A 23,478-nucleotide genomic window follows, 5' to 3' on the forward strand; every position below is an offset into this window, starting at 1 on the left:
CAGGGGCACCGGGGCGCGGGAGCCGTTCGTGCTCATCGCTGCTGCCCGGCGAGTTCTGCGTCGGCGCTGTCGGATTCCGGCGGCTCCTTCGCCGCGCGACGCATCGCCGTGATTCCTTCGATCGAGACGAGGACGCTCGAGCCGATGATGACGATGTCGATGGCCAGAAGCAGCCAGTCCGGGCCGGCCGGGTCGGCGAACGAGACGAGCTGTTCGATCGCCGCCCAGAACGAGAGGACGAAGACGAACGCCAGCGGGATCAGAGCGGGCCAGGGATTGCGGCGCTTGCGGATGAGGACGACGGCGATGATGATCAGCGTGAGCGCGGCCAGCAGCTGATTTGTGGTGCCGAACAGCGGCCAGATGCGCATGCCGCCCTCTCCGCTCATTCCCTGCGAGAAGGTCAGACCGCCGCCGAGGACGAGCACCACGAGAGTGGCGGGGACCTTCGGCAGTCGGATGTTCATATTTCCGCCGATCTCTTGGACGACGTAACGCATCAGTCGGACCACCGAATCGAGCGTGGTCGCGGCGAACAGCACCGCCATCGTCGCCAGGACGGTGGCGCTTAACCCTGCGGGCAGTCCGATCCCGGTCTCGAGCAGCATGCCGCCCCCTTCGACGAACGACTGGACCCCGGCATCGCCGAACTTGCTGTAGACCTCTTCCCAGTCGGCGACTGTGCGGTAGCCGCCGGCGATCGCGAGAATGGCTCCCAGTGCCAGCATTCCCTCTCCGACAGCGCCGAAGTATCCGACGAATCGTGCATCGGTCTCCGTGTTGAGCTGTTTGGCGGTGGTCCCGGATGCGATGACCCCATGGAAACCCGAGATGGCTCCGCAGGCGATCGTGACGAAGAGAAGGGGGAGGATGCTCGGCGTGCCCGCGGGCAGATCGGTGTTGATGGCGGGAGCGACCAGTCCGTGTCCTGTACCGAAGAGCGCCGAGGTGATGACGGCACCGTAGAGGAGGATGAGGGCGATGAAGAGCTGGACGCCGTTGATGTAGTCGCGAGGCTGCAGCAGCACCCAGACCGGCAGGACGGAAGCGATTCCGCAGTAGACGAGCAGGATGATGATCCACAGGGCCGTGGGTTCGAGCCCGAGGAAAGAGTCCGGCATCGACACTGGGAACCGGTCGCCGAGGAGGATGAGCGAATAGAGAGCGGCAACACCGACGATCGTGACGGGGATGAGAGGCCACCGCAGCCTGTAGATCGCAACACCGACAAGCAGCGCCACGCCGATGGCACCCCAGGAAGGGATCACTGCAGAGGGCAGGGCCACGAGCAGGTCGGTGATGACCACGGAGAACGCGGCGATGACCATGAACCCGAGAATGAAGATGACCAGGAGGAAGAGCGCAGCTCCGCGTCTGCCGATGTAACGAGCCGACAGCGCCGCAATGGTCTGTCCCCTGTTCCTCGTCGAGGCCCACAGGGAGCCGAGGTCGTGCATTCCCGCGAAGAAGACCGTGCCGATCGTGACCCAGAGGAATGCGGGCAGCCATCCCCAGATCATTGCGATGGCGGGCCCCACGATGGGAGCGGCTCCTGCCACGGAGGTGAAGTGGTGGCCCCAGAGGACGAATCTGTTGGTGGGCACGTAGTCGACGTTGTCGCGCAGCTCATGCGCCGGCGTTGTGAATCGACTGTCGAGCCGGTAGATCCGTTTGGACAGGAACTTCGAGTAGAACAGGTATCCGAATGCGAAGATCGCGACTCCCAGCAGGAGAAGCAGAACGGGACTCATCGTTGAATTCCTTTCGGAGACTGGGCGACATCAGCGTCCTCGCCCTTCTGCAGGCGAGTTGTGACCCGGTCAGGGGACGGTTCTTAGTAGAATCCTAACAAGCGTTCTCTGTTCTGAACTCCCTCATCGCCGCCGAGGGTATGCGGTGTCGGCCCGCCGCCCGGTCCCTCAGGCGAAGAGTCGGAACATCGGCGAGTTCTGGTGCACGCGCTCGACCTCGATGTTCGAGGCTTCCATCCGCTCGAGCAGATTCGGCAGGTCTTCGGCATAGCCGAGCTGGATGCCGACGAACGCCGGTCCGGTCTCCCGGTCGGAGCGTTTGACGTACTCGAACATCGCGATATCGTCCTCGGGCCCGAGCACCTCGTTGAGGAACCGGCGCAGGGCGCCGGGCTCCTGCGGGAAGTCGACGATGAAGTAGTGCTTGAGTCCCTCGTGGACGAGCGAGCGTTCGAGGATCTCCGGGTAGCGGGAGATGTCATTGTTGCCGCCGGAGACCAGGCACACGACGGTCGATCCGGGTTCGATCGTGATCGGCTTGTCCGAGTTCGGTCCGCCGATCCCAGCCGAGGCCAGCGCCCCGGAGGGCTCGGCGATGATTCCGTCGACCTGGTACATATCCAGCATCTCGGTGGCCACCGCACCTTCGGCGACGGGGCGGATGTCGAGGCCGAGTTCGGCGATGACGTCGTAGGTGATGTTGCCGGCCCGGCGCACGGCGGTGCCGTCGGCGAAGCGGTCGATGTTCTCCAAGGTCACGGGGTGGCCGGCCTTGAGGGCGGCGATCATCGAGGCGGCTCCGGCGGGTTCGGCTCCGATGACCTTCGTGTTCGGCATCCGTTCGGCCACATAGGCCGCGACTCCGGCGAGCACTCCGCCGCCGCCGACGGGCACGATGATGTAGTCCGGGTCGGTCTCGAGTTGAGCGTGGATCTCGGCTGCCACGGTGCCCTGACCGGCGATGGTGCGCATATCGTCGAACGCCGAGACCAAGAGTGCTTCATTGCGTTCGGCGAACCGGTAGGCCAGCGCCGAGGCGTCGTCGTAGGTGGAGCCGGCGATCTCGATCGTCACCTGCTCCCCGCCGAAGTGGCGGACGCGGTCGATCTTCTGCTTCGGCGTCGTCTTCGGCACGAAGATAGTGCCCTGGATGCCCAGTTCCCTGCAGGCGCGGGCGAAGCCCTGGGCATGGTTGCCCGCCGAGGCGCAGACGACACCGCGGGCGCGTTCGTCGGCATCGAGCTGGAGCATGAAGTTGAAAGCGCCGCGGATCTTGTAGGACCTGACCATCTGCAGGTCTTCGCGCTTGAGGTAGACCGTGGAACCGGTCGCGGTCGTCAGCCGCTCGCAGATCTGAAGTGGCGACAGGATGACGGAATCGGAAATTCGCAGCGCAGCCGCCTCGACCTCGCCGGCGAGTGTGAGCTTCTGGGGAGTCATGTCTGTTTCAACCACCAGACTATTGTGCTCCCTTTGTCTTGCCATTTGGCAACTCGTATCGGCATGAGGACGCCTTGCGCCCGCCGGAACCCCGTGATTCGGCTCCCGACTTCGGGGTTTCGGGTGCGCCCTGAACCGCGAATACCCCATATCATGATTGGATGGAGGATGCCCGTAATCCCTTCTAGGAGACGTCATGGCCATCAGCAGTGAGCTCGAACAACTGTTAGCCAGCTGGATACCCCGACAGCCGTGGTTCCCCAAGCACGCAGCAGATTTCGGGACCGACCCCGACATCACCCCCATGTCGGTGGCCCGCGCGTTCACTTACACCGCCGAGGAGCTCGGCGGCTTCGCCGGTCTCGTGACCGTCATCTCCGTCGGTGATGGCCCTACCCTGCGTCGCCTCAACATCCCCCTGACGCTGCGCGGTGGCGAGGACATGCACCTGCGCCACGCCCTCATCGGCCACGCCGACGACCTCGCACTCGGAACCGTCTACGTCTACGACGGCGCCGCCGATCCCGTCTTCGTCAACCTCATGGCCGATGCGATCACAAAGCGCAAGGTCTTCGACGGCGGGCAGCTGTCCACCGAGTCCCTGCGGCACAGCCAGGAGAAGACCGAGGCCCGGGACCGTGCGCCGATGCCGTTCCCCGTGACCGCGAACGGAGAAGCCGCCTCGGCGCATGGATCGACGAACACCGCCGCCGAGGCGGTCCCGCCGAAGCCATCGATCGGTGACCTCACGGTGGGGGCTGAGGACGTCATGCCCGTCGAGATCCGCCCGATCGAGGTCTCGGACTCGGGCCAGCACAAGTCGACCGTCATCATCCACGACGAATACGAGCCGATGGAGCTCTCGTTCTTCCGTGTCCTCGAGGACGGAATGCCGTCATCGCTGACGATCCCCGTCCTGCTCACCGAGGCGGGTTCGCGCAGCGTGCCCGAGGTCATCGGCTGGGGCTCGGGCCGGTGGTACGACATGTTCGAGGTCCAGGAGATGGAGGCGCCGATGGCGCTGCTCTCCCACGTCGATGTCGATGCCGAACCTGCATGGCGCGAGGCCGTGAACACGGTGTGCGCCGTCGACTCCGGTTCGATCGGGGCCTACAACGCCCACGCCGCGGAGATGGGTCGGCGCATCGGCGAACTCCACACGGACATGGCCGCCGAGTTCGGTGTCGTCGAGGGCGCCGGCGAACCGACGAAGCAGCTGGTGCAGAAGTGGGTCGAACGCATCGACTGGGCGCTGGGTCGGGCACCTCTGGCCTTGGATTCGCTGGTCCCGGAGCTGCGAGGCCACCGTGCCCGGCTGCAGGGACTCGAGACCATCGGCACCCTGCAGAAGATCCACGGCGAGCTGACGCTGGACCATGTGGTCAGCTCGTCGACCGACGGCTATTCGGTTGTGAAGTTCACGGATTCGACGACTTCGGACCCCAAACCGGCAGCCTTCGACCTCGTGGCCCTGCTGCGCAGCATCGACTATGCAGCCGGTTTCGCTCGCCTGCAGCGCACCGACGCCCTCGACTCCGAGGACGGCTCGCTGGTCGTCAGCGGCTTCGGCAATGATCCGGGAGCGCTTCGCAAGATCTTCGACTCGCCCGAATACCTGTGGGCCTCGCAGGTGCAGAACTCGCTGCTGTCCGGGTATTCGCGCGCTCGCGGTGACAGCATCGGGCTGAGCGATCCGGTGCTGCGGGCGGCACTGGTCGACCGACTTCTCGTCGAGGTCGTCACCGAGTTGCGCAATCGCCCGAACTGGCTGTCCGTGCCGCTGGCCACGCTCACCCTCGTGCTCAAGGGCAAGCCGTCCCGCACCGAGGAGGCCGCAGAGACTCGTCCAGCTGGGCCGATTCCGGCGATGCCGTTTCAAATGCGGTCGAGGACTCACCGGATCCGGTGACGCTGCCGCCGGTGTTGCTGGTGTTGCCGGAGCGGCGGACTCAGATGCGGATACTGAGCCGAACGACTCCTTCGCCGTGGCTCCTCCTGCCGCCGAGGCGACCGCCGCCGATTCGGAATCGGTTGCCGCTGCACCCCGGGGAACCTCGGGTGCCGTCGCCGCCGCGATCGCGAACTCGGACTCTGAGAGCTCGGAGGCCGAAGAGTCGGGTTCCGAGGGATCGGCTGTCGAAGAGCCATCTGCAGTCAGTGAAGCGGTCGAAGGTGCCGAGGCAGAGTCCGAAGCCGAGGTCGCCGAAACCAACGAGTCCGAGGCAGGTGAGTCCGCAGCGGACGAGGTCGAGGTCGCCGATACCGCGGAGAACTCCATTGGCGCGGTCGCGGATCCCGACATCGACGATGTCGAGGACTCCACCGTGGTCCCGCCCCAGGACGATGCGCCCGAAGCGGTTCCGGCTCCAGCTCCGGCTGACGACGAGGAATTCGTCGAGGAGGAGGAACCGGAAGTTCCGGTCCGTCGAGTCCCGGCCTCTTTCGCAGCGCGAGGGGCCACCTCTGAAGACGCCGATAGCACCGGCCATGAATCGCAGCCAACCAAGCCGAAGGATGCGCCGAAACTCGGTCACACGTGGAGTGAGCGTTCGCAGAGCTCTGGCAGCGACCGCGGAACATTCGGCGAGCAGGTCTCCGACCGGCAGGGTAAGAGCCGCGACGATGCCGCGGCAGGGCCCGACGAATCATCGGAGCGGTCCGACGACTCGAATTCTGCGGAAGGTTCGGTGTTCGATGACCTCCTGGGTACTGAGCGCAAGCGGAACCGGATGAAGAAGCGGAAGAAGGACTGACCGCCTCTGCGGGCCGGTCGCCTCGGTGCCCGTCGCGGACTGCGCCGGTCGTGGACTGAGCCAGTGACATTCTTGCGTGCATCCGCCAATTGGCAGATGCCGTTGCGGTTGTGAGAAACTATGGTGGCTCGGCCTCGCGTCGAGCAGGCCGGGTTCATTCCATCTCTGTCACAGGCGTGGAGGAACCGAGGGAAGCGTGTCCGAGCGGCCGAAGGAGACGGTCTTGAAAACCGTTGTGCGGCAACCCCGCACCGTGGGTTCGAATCCCACCGCTTCCGCCCAGTGAAGAGCCCCCGAACTCAACGTCATCTGCGAAGAGTTCGGGGGCTTCCGCTCGTTCAAGGCCAAGCGCGCTTTTCGATAGGCAGACCTACCGATAACCGCGCTTGGCCTTGTATGACGAGATTCCTGCGATGCGGCGCTTGAACGACGGCCGGAGTGGCGCCGCTGCCGCAGATCCAGCCGTGCAGCCTCAGTCCCGGACCGGCTCTCCCGGTTCGGGAGCCCCGGGGGTCGAACCACCGGCCGCCTCGGCCACTTCGGGCTCGGACATCTCGGCATCGGCCTCGGGGTCGTCGAAGCTGCGTACTGACCGCTTGAAGCCACGGGTCAGCACGGCCAGGTACACGATGCCGATCACCAGCCAGATGATTCCGCCGATGAGCGCGGTCCCGTGCAGGCTCACCCACAGGATTCCTGTGAGGATCGCACCGATCGCCGGCATGACGACGAAGCTGAATGCCGACTTGAAGTCCTTGACCTGCTTGGTCCGGAACGCATAGTGGGCGATGACCGTGAGGTTGACGAAGGTGAAGGCGATGAGCGCACCGAAGTTGATGAGCGCGGAGATGAGCTCGAGACTGAATGACATCGCGAACAGGCATACCGCGCCGACGAGCACGATGTTGAACACCGGGGTGTGCGTCTTCGGGTTGATGTAGCCGAAGGCTCTGCGCGGCAGCACGCCGTTGCGGCCCATGACGAGCATCATGCGCGAGACGGACGCGTGCGAGGCCAGCCCCGAAGCGACGGTCGCGGCGAATGCCGCTGCCACGAAGAATAGCTGGAAGACGTGGCCGCCGGTGATCATGCCGATCTCCGGCAGCGGATCGTCGACGATGGTGAACTGCGAGTTGTCGGGGAAGAGCAGCTGTGCAAAGTAGCCGGCGACGAGGAAGATGAGGCCGCCGGCGAGGACGGTGAGCATGATCGCCTTCGGCATGAGGCTGACATGCTTGGCTTCATTCGTGTACATCGTCACGGCGTCGAAGCCGATGAATGAGAAGCACACGACGGTCGCGCCGGTGAGAACCGCGCCGAGGTGGACGCCCTCATGGATGAAGGGCTCCGGGCTGAACACCACTCCGGCCCCTTCGCCGGCGTTGAGCTGTATGACGGCGAGCACGCAGAATGTGGCGACGAGAACGACCGCGAAGACGAGGAGGATGCCGTTGATGTTCGCGGTGCCCCGCATCGAGGACAGCACGATGCCGGTCATGACGATCGTATAGACGACGACCCACACCCATGCCGGGGCGTCGGGCACCATCGACTCCATATAGAGGCGGATGATGAGGCAGTTGACCATCGGCAGCAGCAGATAGTCCAGAAGGGAGGTCCATCCGACGAGGAAGCCGAGCGCCGGTGACATCGTCTCCCGCGTATAGGTGTACGCCGACCCCGCGGTGGGGAAGACCTTGACCATCTTGCCGTAGCTGAAGGCCGTGAAGATCATGACGATGAGAGCAACGAGGTACGCCGCCGGAACAGCTCCGTTCGTCTGTTCCGAGACGATTCCGAATGTGTCGAAGACGACCGTCGGCGTCATATAGCCGAGCCCGAGTCCGACGATGGACCACAGTCCGAGGTTGCGCTTCAGTGAGCCAGAGGCAGCCATATCAATCCTCCCCAATGAGTCTTGCCGCCCACCGAGCCGTTGATGTCGACATCGACGCTCGGAAGTGATGTGCGTCATGATCTTAACGGTCAAAGTACCGAAAACGAAAACCTCGCCGAGGATAAACCCGAAAATCCGTGCGAGATCGTGATGATTCCGATGAAAAACGTCAAATATGGCAACGATATCGGTAGTCCCAACAGGCATCGCCGAATTAAGTTATCGAACGAACCGTCAGTACCGACGGAAAACAGAGTAGATTGCAGTCAACGGACAATGTGGCACCACGGAGAGGTGTGAGAGAAGTATGGCGATCGAAACGCTCAGTTCCCAGCAGTCGGCGGCATGGAAGGATCGCGTCCTGCCTCCGGTCGAAAAAGTCGCCGAAGGAGTCTGGGCCCTTCCGGTCCCGATCCCGAACAACCCACTTGTCTACACCTATTGCTATGCCATCGCCGACGGAACCGGCGCCGTCCTCATCGACCCGGGCTGGGACGGCAAGGACCAGTACCTGGCGCTCAACTCGGCGCTTAACGACCTCGGCTTCAAGGTCGCCGACATCCATGGAATCGCGATCACCCACTATCACCGCGACCACATCGGGCTCGTGCCCGCACTGCTCGCGAAGAACCCCGACGCCTGGGTCGCGATGCACGGCGAGGACCTGCGTGCGATCAAACGCTTCTACACCAATGCCGTCGACCTCGGTACCGGCATCGATCCCAACCTCGACATCGCCCGTGCCTACGGTGTGCCTGAGGGCCGCTGGGCCGAAGTCGAGAGCCTCCAGGCCGGATCGAGCAAGGGCGGGTCGAAGAGCGACTCGATGGACCTGTACAAGCAGGCGATGAGCCAGTTGCCCGAGAACATCCACGTCCTCGACGACGGCACCGAACTCCCGCTCGATGAGGGCCGCGTAACTGCTATGTGGACGCCGGGACACACTTACGGACACTCGGCGTTCGTCCGCGACGAGGACAAACTGTTCTTCTCCGGCGACCACGTGCTGCCGACGATCACCCCGAACATCGGCCTCGATTCCGGCGCGATCACGCACAGCCTCGGCGACTACCTGCGCTCGTTGGAAAAGATCGGCCAGCTCGACGAGGACGTTGCGGTGCTGCCGGCCCACGGCTTCCGCTTCACCGGACTCCACGACCGCAAGGTCGAGCTCGTCGAACACCACCACGAGCGCCTCGGTGAGATCCGTGCGCGGATGGAGGCCACCGACGACCACAGCGTCTACTCGATCGCTGCCGGCCTGCACTGGTCTCGCGGCTTCGAGAGCCTGCACAACTTCAATCTCTTCGCCGCCCTTGCCGAAACCGCCGCGCACATGCATTATCTCGGTATCGACATCGGCGTCGGCTCTCTCGTCGGCAAGGACTGAGCCGCCGGCCGAAGGAGGAGGCATCATGAGCACTGAATTCGTCCCCGCCGCCGAGGTGCGGCCCACGACCTTCGCCGTCCGTGCGAGCGACCACGTCGCCCGCGGCCGGCAGCGCGGCGAGGAACTCCGAACGGGAATCGCCTCTGCCTTGCACGCGTATCGGCGCTACTTCTCGCACCTGTCCATCGCCGAAGCGGCCGTGCAGTCAGCGGCAGCATCGAGTCTTGAGCGACTCCGAGAATGGTGGCCGACCGGCGCCGAGGAGGTCGAAGCTGTGGCCGCCGGTGCCGACATCGACGTCGCCGAGCTCATGGAGATCATCGCCCGCACCGAGATCATGACCCTGGCGACGGCCGCGCCGACCGAATGCTCGACCGTGAGCCACACCAGCCCGGGGGCATCCGTAGCCGCGCAGAACTGGGATTGGGCGGCGGACTTCTCCACCCTGTGGCACTTCAACGATGTCGGTTCCGTGCCCGGGCAGCACCGGCATGTGGGCATCGCCGAGTTCGGAATGCTCGGCAAGATCGGTCTCAATGAGGCCGGCGTCGGCGTGCTGCTCAACATCCTCAAACACGCCGGTGACGAGGCCGGGGGAGTGCCCATCCACATGATCCTCGCCCGGGTCCTGGCCGAAGCGGACACCCTCACCGAGGCGCTCGAGATCATCGACTCGGCCCCGACCTCATCGTCGTCGATCATCACCGTCATCACCGCCGAGGCGGCCGTCCAGGTCGAGATCGCCGGTGCACTCAAGCGCGAACGCCGGGCACGGGCGACGAGTCAGAGCGACGGAGAGACGGGGAAGTCCGGGTTCCTCATCCACACGAACCACTTCCTGCATCCGGATCTGCTCGACGGTGCGATGGAGCTGCGCCCCGATTCGACCTCGCAGGAGCGTTACCGTCACCTCGCCGAGGCGGTCGTGCGCTTCGAAGCCGACCGTGTAGGAGCGCGAGCAGGGGCGGGCTCGTCCGACGGTGCGGTCTCATCCGGCCGTGCCGCCGCATCCGACGGCGAGGGGCACGCGCCCGTGACGGTCGGTGATCTCACGAAGCTGCTGACAACGGAGCCGGGGGAAGCCCCTGTGTGCTGCACTCCGGCGCCCGACGCCGCGTACGGAAATCGTTCGGCGACCCTGGTGAGCGTGCGCATCGATCCGGCACGTAAGCAGATCGACCTCGCTCCCGGCTCGCCGGCCGAAGGCTTGAACGGAAACCGCCGCTTCCAACTCTGAATCCGCGGCGGTCCCACGCGTCGGGTCAGTCGGAACTCTCGGCCGCCTCGGCGGCTTCCTGCTCGCGCATCTCGATGACCGCGTCGAGGGCGGACGCGATCGCATCGTCGTTCTCCAGCGCTGCCTGGATGAGTCGCCAGGGCACGAGGTCGAGATTCTGGTCGCCGATGACGAAACGGATGAACGGCTGCTTGCTGCGTGGATCGTCAGCCTCGAGCCCGGCGCCGTAACGCCACTGGCCGAAGGCGATGCGGCGCACCGTCTCGCCGATGAATCGCATGGCGCCGGCGGTGAAGGGAGTCTCGTCCTCGGCGATCATGTCGTCGGGGCCGTCATAGCGGACTGCGACCTGCTTGCCAAGGCGGGCGAGGCTCTCCCGGTCGAAGCCCCATGAGCTCGGATCGGCCTGCTCTTGGGTCCAGGCGGCGATGCCCGGTTCAACGGTGCCGATGAAGCGGGAGAGGAATTCGACTTCTTCTTCGCTGGAATTCTCGGCATTGAGCGCGCCGAGCGAGAGTCCCGTGCACTTGCGTCGCGGCTGGCCGTCCCCGCCGAGGAGCTCCCTGGCTTTCTCGAGCACTGCGGTGAACACCTCGGCACTGCGCTGGTCGACGGCTGCCAGCACGATGCCCACCAGCGGGATCGGCTCACCGGCGGCCGGACCGTCGGCATTGTCGGGACGGATGAACGGCATCCCGTTGCCCGTCGACTCGTCGTGGTCCCAGGCCCCGCCGATCGCACGCAGATAGGTTTCGCCGAGGTAGCGGATGAGTCCTTCGAAGAAGCGGCGGTGCTCCGGTTTGAGGATCTCCTCGGTGTTAGGGAACTTCGAGAGCACGAAGAGTTCGAGCATCGGCAGTGACTTCGGCCCGAAGTCCTTCGGGAACTTCACGGTCCCCCCGTCCTCCTTCTCGAAGGTTTCGGGGAGGTCGGCGAGGACGAACGCGCCGAGGCGGACGTCCATATTGTTGATGAAAGCAGAGAATTCGCGCTGGAGTTCGTTCACGGGCACCACCTTAGTGCCTTGAGCGGCATCGTCGAGCGTGTTCAGTCCTCGTCGCCGGGACAGAAGTCGATGAGGTACATGAGGACTTCGACGATGAGGCTCGGGTCGATGTCGACGTGCTCATCCATCGCTTTGCCTGCCGCCGCAGTCAGCGCGATCCGGTTGAACACGGAGATGATGACCGTGAGGAAATCGCCGATCGGCTGCTTCGTCGTGGCGCCGGCGACGTCGAGGGCTGTGGTCACGAGTGCGGCCAGCCGGTCCAGCTGAGTGGCGTTGAGCTCGACATAGCGGGCGTGGAGGTGCGGCACCCGCAGGCAGTAGAGCTCGATCTCCTGTTCGGTGATCGTCTCGGCGACGGTCTGCTTCTTCTCATTGAAGACATCGTCGATGAACTGCGTCATCAGGGCTTTGATCTCCGGCACCTCGGCAGTGGCCATGAGCTGCTCAGACCACCGCTGGATCGTGTCGTCGAGGCGATCGAGATTCTCCGAGATGCGCATCTCGATGATTGCGAGCACCAGATCGTCACGGCTGGAGAAGTTCGAATAGAACGCCCCTCGGGTCAGACCTCCGGCCTCGCAGATCTCCTCGATTGAGGCGCCGTCGATGCCGCGGACGGCGAAGACCGAGGTGCCGGCCTGAACGAGGGTGGATCGGGTCTGGCGTCTGCGTGGGCTGAGTTCGTCTGTGTTCATCGTCATTTCGCGGCGGTGGTCCTGTCGGCGGCTGAGCATCCTATGAGAATCTGCACGAATCCTGGGATCCATTTGCATGGATGGTGGGTAGTGCACAACAATACAATACTGTATCCAATACACTTTTGTATCGAGGTTTTCGTGTCAACTTTCCTCTACGCCCTGGGCCGTCGTGCGTATCGGACCCCGTGGCGATTCATCGCCGCGTGGCTGCTGATCTTCGTCCTCGTCGGTGCCGGAGTCGCCGCCTTCGCCAAGGACTTCGACAACGACTTCACGCTCCCGGGCTCGGAGGCGCAGACCGCTCTCGACTCGATGAAGTCGACGTTCCCCGAAGCCGCGGGTGTCTCCGCCTCGGTGATCGTCGTCGCCGACGACGGCGATTCGGTCGAGGACGAGAAGTACAAGGACGCGATCGAAGATGAGATCGAACGCATCGAGGATCTTCCGCATGTCGACACGGTGACCTCCCCGTACTCCGACCTCGTCGAAGGCGCCATCAGCAAGGACGAGACGGCGGCCATGATCTCCGTCCAGTACGACGGGACTCAGCAGGACGTCGGAGAGGACGCCGGCGACAACCTCATCGAGGCCCTCGACCCGCTGCGCGATGCCCTGCCCGGAGCGGAGGTCGAAGGCGGCGGTGAACTCTTCCAGATCACCGGTGTCGAGATCTCCTGGGTCGAAGGCATCGGCGTCGTCATCGCCTTCATCGTCCTCCTGCTCACCCTCGGGTCCTTCCGCGCTGCGGGCATGCCGCTGATCACGGCGCTCATCGGCGTCGGCATCTCCGTGCTGCTTATCGTCGGCGGCACCGCATTCGCGACGATCAACTCCTCGTCGATCATGCTCGCGCTCATGCTCGGCCTCGCCGTGGGCATCGACTATGCGCTCTTCATCGTCTCCCGCGCCCGCGACCTCCTCGCCGAAGGCCACGACCCCATCGAGGCGACCGGACGCGCCGTCGCGACCGCCGGATCCGCCGTCGTGTTCGCGGGCATGACCGTGATGATCGCCCTGTTGGGACTCTCCCTGGCCGGAATCCCCTTCCTCACGATCATGGGCATCGGCGCCTCCGGCTCCGTCGCCGTGGCCGTGCTGATCTCCCTGACGATGGTCCCCGCCCTGCTGGGACTCGTGAAGGCCAAGATCACCCCGAAGCCGACGAAGCGCTACCGGAAGGCCTACGCCGCGGCCGCTCAGCGGGCGACGGCGGGCACGGCCGCCTCGGCGACGGGATCATCGACCTCCACCGAGGCGGTTGAGAGCTCCGCATCCACCCCCGCCGAGGTGACCGACCCGGCGCTGCGGGAGAAGATCGCCGACGAGGCGCGCGCCGAGGGCGGCGATCCGTACCCGCCGACGATCATGAACAGGTTCTTCGCCGGATGGCTGAAGGTCGTCACGAAGATCCCGCTGCTGACCATCGTCGTCATCGTCGGCGGACTCGCGCTCTTCGCGATCCCCGCCGCTCAGCTCCAGCTGTCCCTGCCCACCGCGGGTGACCAGGAGCAGGGCACCCCGGCACGGGCGACCTACGACCTCATCGACGAACACTTCGGACCCGGCTACAACGGGCCTCTGGTCATGACCAGCCAGATCGTGACCAGCGATGATCCGCTCGGTGACGTCGAGGAGATCGAGGAGCGCATCGAGACGGTCGACGGCGTCGAACAGGTCATCATGGCCACCCCGAACCGGGATGCCACCGTCGGGCTCTTCCAGATCATTCCGACCACCGCCTCCGACGACCCGGCGACCCTCGACACGGTTGACCGGCTGCGGGACCTGAGCACGGAGATCGAGGACGACTTCGACTTCGACACCGCCGTCACCGGTGCCACTGCGATCCAGATCGACGTCTCCGACCAGCTCGGCAAGGCTCTGCTGCCCTTCGGCATCTTCGTCGTCGGACTCTCCATCATCCTGCTCATGATGGTCTTCCGATCCGTCGCGGTGCCGATCAAGGCCACCGGCGGCTTCCTCCTGTCCGTCTTCGCCTCCTTCGGCACGGTCGTCCTCGTCTTCCACGACGGACTCTTCGCCGCGCCCTTGGGCATCGACGGGACGGGACCGGTCATCAGCTTCCTGCCGATCATCGTCATGGGCATCCTCTTCGGCCTGGCCATGGACTACGAGGTGTTCCTTGTCTCCGGCATGCGCGAAGCCTATGTCCACGGGGCCTCGGCCAAGGAGGCCATCAGAGCCGGCTTCGCCTCATCGGCCCGCGTTGTCTCGGCCGCGGCGATCATCATGTTCTCCGTCTTCGCGGCCTTCGTGCCCGCCGGCGAACCGATCATCAAATCGATCGCGCTCGCCCTGGCGTCGGGCATCTTCGTCGACGCCTTTCTCGTGCGCATGTCGCTGGTGCCGGCGATCATGCAGCTGCTCGGCGACAAGGCCTGGTGGCTGCCGAAGTGGCTCGACAGGATCCTGCCGCGACTCGACGTCGAAGGCGAAGGCCTTGCCCACGAGGTGGCCCTGCGCGACTGGCCGGAACCGAACTCTGACTACCGCGTCTACGGTCGCGGCATCGGCGTGTACTCCGGCGACCGCGGCTTCGCCCGCGTCGACATCTCCCTGCTGCCCGGCCAGATCCTCGTCGCCAGTGGTGCCGCCCGTCGGGCCCTCCTGCTGGCCGTCTCCGGTCGTGTCGGACTCACGGCTGGTGAGATGAAGATCGGCCAGCAGGTCCTGCCCGAGCACGCCGGACGGGTCCGTCGCCAGGTTCCCTACCTCGACCTCAGTCGGAGTGAAGCCGACCAGGCGATCAGTCCGCGCGACATCTCTCGGATGGCCGCCTCGGCGCCGGATCTGCTCGTCATCGACGGAGCGGAGAAGCTCGCGACAGGAGCACGGGACTCGGCCGGACCGGCACGGGACCTGCGCGACCTCCTGCCGCGGCTCGTCGCCGACGGCACGACGGTCATCCTCGGCATGCCCGACGCGGATGTGACCGGGATCTTCAGCCCCGAAACGAACTACTTCCACCTCGACCTCGACGAAGCTCGATCCGATGAGCGAGGCGGAACCGACAGCGAATCAGACGGCGAACACACCCACGCCGTCGACAGCACCAACATGGAAGGTGTGCAGTCGTGAGACTCGAACGTGCGAACTCGAAGAAGCCGGTGAACTGGCTCTCCCTCCTCGGGCTGGTCCTCATCCCGATCATCGTGGCGGCCGGATTCATCCTCGCCACGTGGAAGAGCGGCGATCGTCTCGAGACCATCGAAGCCGCCATCGTCAACAACGACGACGGAGCGAAGGTCGACGGCAAGACCGTGCCGATCGGGCGGCAGCTGACCAGCGGTCTGGTCGGTGAGGACGAGAACAACATCCACTGGGTCATCACCGACGAGGAGGATGCGCAGAACGGGCTGTCCGACGGCAGGTACGCCGCGAAGCTGACGATCCCCGAAGGCTTCTCCCGCGCTGTGACCTCGGTCGACGATGCGAAGTCGGCGACGCAGACGCAGCTCGACGTCGACGTGTCCGGGACCGCGCCCGCGCTGGATACGCAGATCTCCCGATCGGTCGCCGAGGTGGCTCGGACGACCTTCAACACGCAGATGACCGAGACCTACCTCGACAACATCTACGTCGGCTTCAACAAGATGGGCGAGCAGATGAAGGACCTCGGCGACGCTGCCGGGGAGCTCGACAAGGGCGCCGAAGGCCTCAAGGAAGGCACCGGCCAGTCGGCTGAGGGCGCCGGCGAACTGTCGAAGGGCATGAAGCAGCTCGGCGACAACGGCGGTGAGCTCAAGTCCGGAGCCACGGAGCTGTCGAAGGGTGCCGGCGAACTGTCCAAGGGCGCCTCGCAGATGTCCGGCGGCCTGAACGAACTCGACAAGCAGACATCGAAGCTGCCCGAAAGCACGCAGAAGTTGGCCGACGGTTCCGGTGAGCTCTCCGACGGTGTGAACGAGTACACGAAGTCCATCGACGAGATCATCAAGGGCTTCGCCGGATCCGGTGACTCGGGTGAAGGCGGCCTCGGTGACATCACGAAGGGAGGCAAGGAGCTCGAGAAGGGCGCCGAGGGCGTGTCCACAGGTGCGTCCGGTCTCTCCGATGGACTGCACCAGTATCAGGACGGACTGAAAGACGGCGCCGACAAGGCCGATCAGCTGGCCGGGACGAAGCCGGATCTCGACGCGCTCGTGGCTGCCGGCATCATGACCGCCGCCGAGGCGGAGCAGGCACGGACCGAGATGTGCCCGACCGGCACTCCGGACGAGGTCTGCAAGGGTATTGAACAGGCCTACGCTCAGGGACTGCTCAACGGCACCTCGGGCGGTCTGAATCAGGCTGCCGACGGGCTCGACGAGAAGGACCCGAACACCGGAAAGTCCCTCCTCGGCGGTTCCGATGAACTCGCCAAGGGCGCATCGCAGCTTTCCGACGGTGTGACCAAGTTCGTCAAGGGACTCGAGGACGGCCTCGGTGACCTGATGACGGGCATGGAGGACATCTCGAAGAATGCTCCGAAGCTGCTCGAGGCCTCGAAGGGACTGCGCGACGGAGCCGCCGGAGTCGCCGACGGCAACCAGCAGCTCGCCGACGGTATGCCGGCCCTGTCCAAGGGTATCGGCAAGGTCGCAGACGGCTCCTCCGAACTCTCCGACGGTGCCGGGCAGCTCAGTGATGGACTGGACGAATACAGCATCGGTGTCGGCAAGTACACCGACGGTGTCTCCGAAGCCGCGACCGGCACCTCCGAACTGGCGGCCGGCCTGGACAAGCTCGATGAGGGCACAGGCAAGTACGCGAAGGGCGTGAGCAAGTTCGCCGACGGTGTCCAAGACGGCGCGGACGAAGTGCCGTCCTACACGGCTCCGGAGCGTGACCGCCTGGCCAAGGTCGCCTCGGCGAATATCGAATCCCCTGACACGGACAATGTCACGGATGTGCTGGCGGGATCGACGATCGCGCTGCTGATCATGCTCGCACTGTGGATCGGCGGACTCGTCACCTACACGGTGCTCAAGCCGATCCCGGCGTGGGCTCTGCTCTCGACGAAGTCCTCGTTCGCCGTCTGGGCGCGCGGACTGCTGCCCGGCCTCGTCGTCGGCGTGCTGCAGGCGCTTGTGCTCTCGATCCTCGCAGTCACCGTGATGGACATCGACGCGATCCAAGGCTTCGACATCGCGGTGCTCACGTTCGTCTCAGCGATCGTGTTCATGATCTTGAACTTCGCCCTCGTGGCGTGGTTCGGGGGAGTGGGCAGGTTCCTCTCGGTCATCGCCGTCGTGCTGGCCGTGGCGGGTCGGACGATCGGAGCGGTGCCGCAGTTCTTCGACTTCGTGGCGCCGATCCTGCCGCTGACTCCGTCAATGAACGGCTTCGCAGCGATCGCTGCGGGCACCACCGGGCAGGCTGCCGCCTACGGAGGACTGCTCGCCTGGGCGGTCATCGGCATCGTGATGTCGCTGCTGGCCATCGTCCGCGCACGGACCACGAAGCCCGAAGCCGCCCTCGAAATGGCGTAGCCGCCGCGGGGCGCGGGGCGCCGTCTAGGACGGCCCTGGGGCGTCGCACCTGGCACGTCTGCGAACAGCACGGTTTAAGGCGAACAGCACCTGTTTGAACAGGGGCTAATCGCCTTAAACCGTGCTATTAGCGTCAGTGGGCTGAGGAAGGCTGTTTTGGTCTCGTCTTCTCTGGACGGGACAATTTCCTCGGTGAGCAGTTCAGAGAAAGGTGTACCTATTGCGCCCCGAGGCGCGGGGCGAGTCTGCGAACAGCACAGTTTGAGGTGAATAGCTCTTGTTTGAAACAGGGCTGTTCACCTTAAACGGGGTAGTTCGCGTTCGGTGGTCGGTGTCTGGAGCGCGGCGAAGACGTGCCGGGCTTCAGAGGAGGTCGAGGATCGCCTCGGCGGCGGCGTGCGAGTCGTTGAGCGTGGCCGCATCGGTGCCCGGATTCGCGGCGATTGCCAGACCCCACTGCTTCGACGACAGCTGGATCGACAGCGCGAATCGGCGCGGGTGGACGTTGCCCTCGACATCGATCGTGCGATAGGGCCGAGGCGTGAGTGCGAGTCCGTTGAGGAACTTCTCCCGACCGTCGTCCAAGGTCAGACGGGCCGCAGTGAGCTGACCTCTCTCTAACATCCCGTACAGCAGAACGTCCGCTGCCCGCGAGACGGAGTTCGTCGGGGATGCGGCATCGATGACGACACTGCCCGTGATCTCGCCGGCGGCCTGCGCCGAGGTGACCGTGAAGATCTCCGGTCGCGGTGCCTGAGCCCCGTTGACGGGCGCATCCGCATTCGCCCCGGACACCTCTTCCGCACCGGGCGCATCCGCTTTCGCCGCGGACACTGTGCCGGCGTCTGCCGCAGTCGCGTCGAGTGCGGCCTGGTTCTCTTCGATGCGCATATCGGGGCCGATGAAGGACACGATTCCCGCCTCGGCGAGGGCGATGAGTTCGGCGATCCGCTGCGGGGGAGGCCCATCGCAGATGCCCGAGACGAAGCCCTCGAACCAGCCGAGGATCTCCATGTCGATGCTCACGCGGTCGATATGGCCTGCGACGATGAGCTCCTTGAGCAGCAGGCGGGACTGCCAAAGCACGGTGAAGAGCGCCTTCTCCGGGCTGCCGGTCGGACCTGCCAGAGAGCTGCGCAGGTCGGTGCGCAGGAAGTCGAGCATCCACTCGTGCAGGGACCCCTGCTCGCCGGGTTCACGGCTGGTGAAGAGCTCGCCTTCGAGCGGGTTGAGCAGAGTGTGCAGAGACATGCGGTCGGCGGGATCGGGCACGAGTGCCTCTTCGACCTCCGACCAGGCGAAAGCCTCGCGGGTGACGCGGCCTTGGCGGGCAGCCTCCTCGGTGGTCGTGGCACTGGCCTCTGCACGAGCAGTCGCCGCCCCACTGACCTCGGCACGAGCGGTCGCGGCAGCCCCGGCCTCGGCAACACCGGCATCGCCCGCCGACTGCGGGTGGGTCTCCTGCCAGGTGCGGCGGGTCAGGTGGCGTGAGACCGCCTCGCCGATGGCCTCGCGCAGCTGGCCGGGATCATCGGCGAACGCTTCGGGACGGACCTGGGAGAGCGTGTGATAGTACGCCAGGCGCAGGTCGGCGAGGATGAGCGGCCACAGCTGATCATTGAACCGGGCACCGGCCTTGCGCTCCCCGTCGAGGTTCTCGAGGCCCGCGAGGAGCGCGATGTTGTCCTTCGTGAAGTACCGCAGGGGCCAGTCCCGCCGAGGATGTTCATGACAGATCGGTTTGCTGCGGTACGGGATTCCGCGTCGTGACCCCAGTGCCAGCCGCGGTTCGTCACCGCTGGGCACATACCGCAGCAGTCCGCCGGGCTGCGCCTCATAGCGACCGCCGCGCTCATGAGTGAACAGGGTCTGCAGGTCGAAGTAGTTGAGCCCCATTCCACGGACGATGACCCGCTCACCGGGGGCCACCTCGGCGACGGGGGTTTCTGCGGGCAGACCCTGCGGCAGGTAGAGCCCGCCGCACAGCTCGGCGAACGCGGCCAGGCGGGCGCGCTCCTCGGGCTGGGCGCTGGGAATGTGACCGACGGCGAGCACGACGGCGCTGGCGACGATCGTCGTGCCGTTCTGGCAGCGCACGAGCTGCTCGGGGACAGTGGCTCGTGAACTCTCTGCCACCGATCGGGGGAGGTCCATCGCGGGCAGGTCGATGACGGATTCGGCCTTCGTCGGGTGTTCGACGATCTCGATGAAGTCCGGTGCGCCTTCGCGGATGCGCTGGTAGGCGTCGCGGAGGTAGCGGCCGTAGAGGCTGCGGCTGGGGAAGGTCGAGTGCAGCGGTTCGGTGCCGCCGTTCGCAAGGTACCACTCGGCCATGGACGGTCCGGTTGGTGCTTCGTCGGGGCCGAGGAAGCTGCAGCTGGAGTCGGGGAAGACGGTCTGCTCGGCGATGGTGGTGTTCATCAGCAGAGACTCGGGTTGGTCGGTGCGCCACACGATTCCCGCGCCGGGCGGGTACGGGTCGATGAGGTGGATGGTCAGCGCAGTCTCGGTGGTGGCGTCAGCCGCGCTGCGGGACGCGCCGACGGCGCCGGCGAAGCGCTTCGCCGCCAGCGCCACGAGCCTCTCCAGAACGGTGAGACCCCGCGGTCCGACACCGATGATCGCGACCGCGGGGACAGGAGTCTGTGGAGCCTGGCTCACCCCTGCTCGCCGGTTCCGCCGTCGGGTCCGGGGTAGCCGGGGAAGTCGTCACCGGGCTTGAACCCCTTCGGGTAGCACTTGCCTTCGGCGTTGGGCTCACCCGGCGTTGTCGCTTCGGTGGCGTCCGCCTCGGCGCCGGCTTCATCGGTGGATCCGTCCGCGGAATCGGCCGGTTCCTCGGTGGCGGCGTCTTCTGTGCTGTCCTCGGTCGGCTCCGCGCTGTCCTCGGATTCCTGGGACTTGCTGCCGTCGTTCGTCGGCTTCGGGGTCTCCTCGCCGTCGGATGCGCCCTTGACCTCGCCGAGGATCCACTTGTGGAGGACGTCGAAGTCGGGGTCGTAGGTCGGGGTGACGTCATTGTTGATCTGGACTGTGGTGACGTCGCCCTTCTGCATCATCATGGCGAGTTCGATGAAGGCCGGGATCTCGTTCTGCGGGATCGACGTGGCGATGTTCCGTGTCGCGGAGTTCGCGAGCTTCGGATAGGCCGTGGCGATCTCCTGCGGGTCGATCTGTTCGAGAGTGGTCTTGAGCATCCGCTGCTGACGGCACATGCGGTCGTAGTTGTCGCTGCCTTCACGGGAGCGGACGTACCAGAGTGCGTCCTTGCCCTTGAGCGTCTGCGGGCCCGGATCGACCCAGCCGTAGACCTCGTTCTTCACACCCGACATCGATTTTCCGCCGCCCATCGGGATCGGGCGTTCGACGTCGATCTTGACCCCGCCTATGGCGTCCACGACGTCTTCGAATCCGGCCATGTCGACCGAGGCCCAATAGTCGAGTTTGAGGCCCAAGGAGCCTTCGACGGCCTGCATCGTCGTCCACATTCCAGGTTCGAGACCGTGCGCATTGCCGATCTGATCCGGGTTCTGTTCGCCCCACTGCCACACGGCGTTGATGAGGTCCTGCGAAGGGTCGCCGGAGGGGCGGAATCCGTCGGGCCAGGCCTTTTCGAGTTCGCTGCCTTCGGGGAAGACCGGGAACGCGAGATTGCGGGGCACGGAGATGAGCGCGGCGTTGCCGGTCTTCGTGTCGATGGAGGCCACGAGCATCGTGTCCGGGCGGGTGCCTTCACGGTCGTCGCCGTTGTCGCGGCCCATGAGGAAGACGTTGATATAGGGCTTGTCGGCCCAGAGATCCTCGGCGCTGTGGGCCTTGCCGGTGCTGTCGCCGAAGAGGCTGGCCACCGTGTCGGACTGCACGCGGGCGAAGACCGATCCGACGCCCAGCGGGATGCCGATGATGAGCGCCAGCGAGACGACGAGGACGCCAGCCATCTTGTTCTGCCAGGGCCGGTATCGGTGCCCGCGGCGCAGCCCGAGGTGGGACACGACCATCACGAGGATCCAGATCACGGCCACGAGCACGGCGGCGATGGCGAGGAAGTTCAGCAGAGACGGGCTGGCGACGATCGTGGCAACCGCGCGCACCGGTCCCTTGACCAGCAGGTAGATGAGCCCGACGAGCAGAATGAGGACGAAGAGACCGAACACGATGAGTCCGGCGGGCCGGAAGCGTGTGCGCAGCAGTCCGACTCCGGGCAGAAGGGTGCTCAGCGAAGTCCAGCCGACGAGGCTGGGGAACGACTCGCCGAGGCGGGAGGAATGACGGCGGGACCGTCCCGGTTCGTGACCGGTCGACTTCTCGTCGTCGGCAGAGTCAGACTTGCGAGATGCTCTCGCGGCAGACGACTTGCCGACGACCGCCGCGCTTCCTGCGCCGACAGCTGCTGCGGCCGCGGCGCCTCGTGCTGCCCGTGCGCCGGAGGTCTTCTTCCGGCCCCGGCCGCGGGATTCGGCCGAGTGCCGTTCGCGGGCATCGCGGCGGGTAGTCGGAGCGGAATCTCCGTCGACGTCGTCGTCCGCATGGTTGGAGTCACGATGGTCGGGGTCGTGGCGGTCGGAGATGCGGGAATCCCTCGCCGAGGCGGCCGATTCGTCCCGTGCGAAGGTGCGCGGAGCATCGTGGGCAGGACCGCGCCGTGAGCCGGCGCCCGGATCATCCTGTGTGTTCGAGCTTGCTGCCGCTGTGTTCGAGCTTGCTGCCGCGGCGACTCCGGCCGCAGAGGCTCCGCTGGCGGCCGCAGCGCGCAGCATCCGGGCTTCGCGGCGAGTGCGCGGAGCTACCGGGCGTGGCGGCGGGGCGTGCGGAGACCTGGCCGACGATCCGTCTCCGCGGGGGCTGTCGCCGAGTCGGTTATCCGACGGATCGGCGGATGTGCGAGAGCGCGTGCGGAACGAGTAGTCGGATCGTGGATCAGAGGACCGCTCGGAGTTCTGGCTCGAGTTCTGGTCGGAGTTCGTGCGGGACCGGCGAGGGTTCACCGCCGAGGTCGGCAGCTGCTGCGAGTCTCGACGCTGGGAGCCGAAGCCTTGAGGCTGCGAGGGCCGTGAGTTCTGCTGCGGCGAATTCGACTGCGGTGAGTTCGACTGCGGTGTCGAGTCGCTTTCACTGGCGACGGTGTCGCCGCGGAACCGGGGGCGAGCGGAGGCCCGGAGCCGACGACCTGTTGTCTGGGAATCGGGGTCGCTCCCATGCGGTCCGCGCTTGTCAGGGGGAAACTCCGGCAAGTTGTCTACTCCTCAAAAACTGTCTACTCGTGCAGTACGGCCCGCTCGCCGTTCTCATTTCCGGCGCAGGGCACACCGCGGCAATCGGTTCTCCGACCGGTGTTCCTGCGAAGATCTGAGACCAGACCGCAAAGCACATCATGCCGATTTTACGCCTGGACATTGATGAATGCTGGAATTCCGGTGTGGGGGAGCGGTACAAAGGGGACGTTCGGCCCGGATTCGCGCCCATCACAGGTCGACTAGACTATGACGAAGCCCACTCTGAGCAGCTGCGCTTTGCCCTTGATGGCTCCTTTCCCTTAGGCTGTATCCCGTAGTGCTGGAGGGTCTGTCACCGCGCATTTCGCCGGAGTGGATCGAAGCATTGCAGATGGAGTCGTGGCTGAGCGGCCGAAAGCGTCACCCTGCTAAGGTGAAGTCCTCCAATAGGGGGACCGTGGGTTCAAATCCCACCGGCTCCGCGTTAGGCAGAACCCCTGCGATCTGATCGAGATCGCAGGGGTTTTCGCATTCCCGCACAGATGGTGCCTGAGAGTCCTGTTCGTCTCGAATTACGTTTGATGTAGTGAAAGTTCAC

Annotated in this window: 13 protein-coding genes and 2 tRNA genes; 8 read left to right on the forward strand and 7 right to left on the reverse strand. The window is 65.3% G+C overall.

Annotated elements, in window-relative coordinates:
• Nucleotides 1–32: 32 nt before the first annotated feature.
• Both AC2W7L_RS05005 and ilvA read right to left on the reverse strand, forming a co-directional pair.
• Entirely contained in the window at nucleotides 33–1,751 is a 1,719-nt protein-coding gene (locus tag AC2W7L_RS05005) for a carbon starvation CstA family protein (protein WP_486003523.1), read from the reverse strand.
• 168 nt (nucleotides 1,752–1,919) lie between these two features.
• Nucleotides 1,920–3,191 (reverse strand): threonine ammonia-lyase IlvA, encoded by a 1,272-nt coding sequence (gene ilvA, locus AC2W7L_RS05010; protein ID WP_486003636.1) that lies wholly within the window; start codon nucleotides 3,189–3,191, stop codon nucleotides 1,920–1,922.
• A gap of 196 nt (nucleotides 3,192–3,387) precedes the next feature.
• Between ilvA and AC2W7L_RS05015 the strand changes: the two genes are divergently transcribed.
• The 3 genes from AC2W7L_RS05015 to AC2W7L_RS05025 all read left to right on the forward strand — a co-directional run bounded on the left by AC2W7L_RS05015 (nucleotide 3,388) and on the right by AC2W7L_RS05025 (nucleotide 6,222).
• Nucleotides 3,388–5,100: a maltokinase N-terminal cap-like domain-containing protein gene (locus AC2W7L_RS05015; protein ID WP_486003524.1), complete on the forward strand. Its 1,713-nt coding sequence runs from the start codon at nucleotides 3,388–3,390 to the stop codon at nucleotides 5,098–5,100.
• 76 nt (nucleotides 5,101–5,176) lie between these two features.
• On the forward strand, nucleotides 5,177–5,944 hold the full coding sequence (locus tag AC2W7L_RS05020) for a hypothetical protein (RefSeq protein ID WP_486003525.1): 768 nt from the start codon (nucleotides 5,177–5,179) through the stop codon (nucleotides 5,942–5,944).
• Between the two features lie 190 nt (nucleotides 5,945–6,134).
• Nucleotides 6,135–6,222: transfer RNA gene (locus tag AC2W7L_RS05025), tRNA-Ser, on the forward strand.
• 194 nt (nucleotides 6,223–6,416) lie between these two features.
• Here the strand turns inward: AC2W7L_RS05025 and AC2W7L_RS05030 are convergent.
• Nucleotides 6,417–7,841, reverse strand: coding sequence for an APC family permease (locus AC2W7L_RS05030; protein WP_486003526.1), 1,425 nt, complete (start codon nucleotides 7,839–7,841; stop codon nucleotides 6,417–6,419).
• Between the two features lie 307 nt (nucleotides 7,842–8,148).
• On the opposite strand from AC2W7L_RS05030, the gene AC2W7L_RS05035 reads away from it, so the two are divergent.
• Nucleotides 8,149–9,231 carry an MBL fold metallo-hydrolase gene (locus AC2W7L_RS05035; protein ID WP_486003527.1) on the forward strand — a complete coding sequence of 361 codons (1,083 nt, stop codon included), beginning with the start codon at nucleotides 8,149–8,151 and terminating at the stop codon, nucleotides 9,229–9,231.
• 25 nt (nucleotides 9,232–9,256) lie between these two features.
• Entirely contained in the window at nucleotides 9,257–10,468 is a 1,212-nt protein-coding gene (locus AC2W7L_RS05040) for a C45 family autoproteolytic acyltransferase/hydrolase (protein ID WP_486003528.1), read from the forward strand.
• Between the two features lie 25 nt (nucleotides 10,469–10,493).
• On the opposite strand, the gene AC2W7L_RS05045 is transcribed toward AC2W7L_RS05040, so the two are convergent.
• The gene (locus tag AC2W7L_RS05045; protein WP_486003529.1) at nucleotides 10,494–11,474 is read right to left on the reverse strand and encodes a hypothetical protein; all 981 of its coding nucleotides are present in this window, start codon (nucleotides 11,472–11,474) and stop codon (nucleotides 10,494–10,496) included.
• Nucleotides 11,475–11,515: 41 nt separating this feature from the next.
• On the reverse strand, nucleotides 11,516–12,178 hold the full coding sequence (locus AC2W7L_RS05050) for a TetR/AcrR family transcriptional regulator (RefSeq protein ID WP_486003530.1): 663 nt from the start codon (nucleotides 12,176–12,178) through the stop codon (nucleotides 11,516–11,518).
• Between the two features lie 135 nt (nucleotides 12,179–12,313).
• On the opposite strand from AC2W7L_RS05050, the gene AC2W7L_RS05055 reads away from it, so the two are divergent.
• Complete coding sequence (locus AC2W7L_RS05055; RefSeq protein WP_486003531.1) at nucleotides 12,314–15,274, forward strand: MMPL family transporter; 2,961 nt, start codon at nucleotides 12,314–12,316, stop codon at nucleotides 15,272–15,274.
• Nucleotides 15,271–17,667, forward strand: a complete 2,397-nt coding sequence (locus AC2W7L_RS05060; RefSeq protein ID WP_486003532.1) for a YhgE/Pip family protein — start codon at nucleotides 15,271–15,273, stop codon at nucleotides 17,665–17,667. Before AC2W7L_RS05055 ends, AC2W7L_RS05060 begins: the two co-directional genes overlap by 4 nt.
• A gap of 363 nt (nucleotides 17,668–18,030) precedes the next feature.
• On the opposite strand, the gene AC2W7L_RS05065 is transcribed toward AC2W7L_RS05060, so the two are convergent.
• Both AC2W7L_RS05065 and AC2W7L_RS05070 read right to left on the reverse strand, forming a co-directional pair.
• Nucleotides 18,031–20,328, reverse strand: coding sequence for an FAD/NAD(P)-binding protein (locus AC2W7L_RS05065; protein WP_486003533.1), 2,298 nt, complete (start codon nucleotides 20,326–20,328; stop codon nucleotides 18,031–18,033).
• Nucleotides 20,325–22,898 (reverse strand): LCP family glycopolymer transferase, encoded by a 2,574-nt coding sequence (locus tag AC2W7L_RS05070; RefSeq protein WP_486003534.1) that lies wholly within the window; start codon nucleotides 22,896–22,898, stop codon nucleotides 20,325–20,327. The genes AC2W7L_RS05065 and AC2W7L_RS05070 overlap by 4 nt, the downstream gene beginning before the upstream one ends.
• Nucleotides 22,899–23,273: 375 nt before the next feature.
• Here AC2W7L_RS05070 and AC2W7L_RS05075 point away from each other — a divergent pair.
• Nucleotides 23,274–23,362, forward strand: a tRNA-Ser gene (locus tag AC2W7L_RS05075).
• Nucleotides 23,363–23,478 lie beyond the last annotated feature (116 nt).

Source organism: Brevibacterium sp. LAARM3_SD1 (assembly GCF_057364765.1).

Bases quoted from the DNA above. Each gene is read 5' to 3' on its own strand.
- AC2W7L_RS05035 (WP_486003527.1), top strand. From the start codon at position 8,149: ATGGCGATCGAAACGCTCAGTTCCCAGCAGTCGGCGGCATGGAAGGAT.
- AC2W7L_RS05030 (WP_486003526.1), bottom strand. From the start codon at position 7,841: ATGGCTGCCTCTGGCTCACTGAAGCGCAACCTCGGACTGTGGTCCATC.
- AC2W7L_RS05005 (WP_486003523.1), bottom strand. From the start codon at position 1,751: ATGAGTCCCGTTCTGCTTCTCCTGCTGGGAGTCGCGATCTTCGCATTC.
- AC2W7L_RS05040 (WP_486003528.1), top strand. From the start codon at position 9,257: ATGAGCACTGAATTCGTCCCCGCCGCCGAGGTGCGGCCCACGACCTTC.
- AC2W7L_RS05050 (WP_486003530.1), bottom strand. From the start codon at position 12,178: ATGACGATGAACACAGACGAACTCAGCCCACGCAGACGCCAGACCCGA.
- ilvA (WP_486003636.1), bottom strand. From the start codon at position 3,191: ATGACTCCCCAGAAGCTCACACTCGCCGGCGAGGTCGAGGCGGCTGCG.
- AC2W7L_RS05015 (WP_486003524.1), top strand. From the start codon at position 3,388: ATGGCCATCAGCAGTGAGCTCGAACAACTGTTAGCCAGCTGGATACCC.